General features: G+C 71.6%; 1 protein-coding gene. It reads left to right on the forward strand.

Features of this window, described 5'->3' with window-relative positions; all coding sequences use genetic code 11:
- Positions 1–286: 286 nt before the first annotated feature.
- Entirely contained in the window at positions 287–1,606 is a 1,320-nt protein-coding gene (locus AB0435_RS34080) for a sensor domain-containing protein (RefSeq protein WP_366428726.1), read from the forward strand.
- The last annotated feature ends 240 nt before the right edge of the window (positions 1,607–1,846 follow it).

Consider the following 1,846-nt stretch of genomic DNA (forward strand, 5'->3'; position numbering starts at 1 on the left):
GCCCCCAACGGGCTGAAATCAGCCCGTTGGGGGCACCTCCCAGCGGTAGCTGGGGGAGTTTGAGGACACCGCGCGAAGCGTGGTTCGGGGTCTGGGGCAGCGCCCCAGTTTCGGGAAGGGGCGGGGCTGGGGAACAAAGCCGCGCCGCAGACGCCAACGGCCCGCAGCCGGAGGACGAAGGTAGGGACAGCCCCACCCCCAGGACACCGACGCGCTCCATGGTCCGCACCACCGCGGAGCGAGAGGCTGGAGAGCAAGAGAAGCCCTGGCAGATCGGACGACAGAGATGGCCATCGACAAAGGACAGGCGGCCCCCCACCGCGTGCCCGCCGTGCTGCGCGCGCCCCTGGAGGCGCGCACCTGGCGGGAGTTCCTCTATCTCCTGCTCAGCTTCCCGATGTCGGTCCTGACCTTCGTCTACGCGGTCACGATGGTGTCCCTGGGCGCCGGCCTGCTGATCACCTTCATCGGGGTGCCGGTGCTGGCCGCAGCGCTCCTCGGGTCGCGCGCGCTGGGCGCCGTCGAGCGCGTCCGCGCGCGAGCGCTGCTCGGCGTGGAGATCGCCGAACCGGAGCCCGTACGTCCGCCGAAGGGCCGGCGCGGTCCGGTCACCTGGACGGGGGCGCTGCTCAAGAGCGGTACGTCGTGGCGGAGCCTGCTCTACTGCGTGATCCACCTGCCGTGGGCGGTGACGGCCTTCGTGGTGTCGCTGACCCTGTGGGCGGTCGGCTGGGCGCTGTTCCTCTACCCGGCGTACCAGTGGATGTACCCCACCTTCTGGGGCCGGCCCGGCATGCAGATGTACGACGACGGCGACGGCACCGCCTTCTTCCTCGACAACCCCTTCGAGATCGGGGTGACCTGCGCCGTCGGCCTGGCCCTCGTCCTGATCACCCCCTGGATCATCCGCGGTCTCGCCTTCGGCGACCGGATGCTGGTGCTGGGGCTGCTGGGGCCGTCCCCGCTGGCCGAGCGGGTGTGGGAGCTGGAGGAGGACCGCGGCGTGGTCGTGGACACCGCTGCCGCCGACCTGCGCCGCATCGAACGCGACCTGCACGACGGCGCCCAGACCCGCCTCGTGGCGCTGGCCATGGACCTCGGGCTGGCGAAGGAGAAGCTGGAGGAGGACCCCGAGGCCGCGGCGAAGATGGTCGACGAGGCGCACGGCGAGGTGAAGCTCGCCCTCCAGGAACTGCGCGACCTCGCCCGCGGCATCCACCCGGCGATCCTCACCGACCGAGGCCTGGGCCCGGCCCTCTCCGCACTGGCCGCGCGCTGCACGGTGCCGGTGCGGGCGGAGGTCGACCTGACGTACCGTCCGGCCCCGGCCATCGAGGGCATCGCCTACTTCACGGTCTCCGAACTCCTCCAGAACATCAGCAAGCACAGCGGGGCGCGGACGGCGCGGGTCGACGTGTGGCGCTCGGAGAACCGCGTGATGCTTCAGGTCTCCGACGACGGCAGGGGGGGTGCGTCGACGGACTCCGGCAGCGGGCTGGCGGGCCTGGCGGAGCGGCTGGGGTCGGTGGACGGGCTGCTGGTCGTCGACTCTCCTGTGGGCGGGCCTACGGCTGTGACGGCGGAGTTGCCTTGGCGCGACCGGTAGTTCTTGGTTGCTCGCCGTCGTCAGGTGACGGGTGTGTCTGTCGCCTGCGGCGGGCTTTTCCCCCACCCCGCCCCTTCCCGAAACCGGGGAGACCCCGGACCCCAGCGCCCTCCGGGCGCGTCCTCAAACGCCGGACGGGCTGAAATCAGCCCGTTGGGGGCACCTCCCAGCGGTAGCTGGGGGAGTTTGAGGACAACGCGCGAAGCGTGTTGCGGGGTCTGGGGCGGAGCCCCAGTTTCG

Source organism: Streptomyces sp. NPDC051173, from assembly GCF_040689515.1.
Classification (GTDB): domain Bacteria; phylum Actinomycetota; class Actinomycetes; order Streptomycetales; family Streptomycetaceae; genus Streptomyces.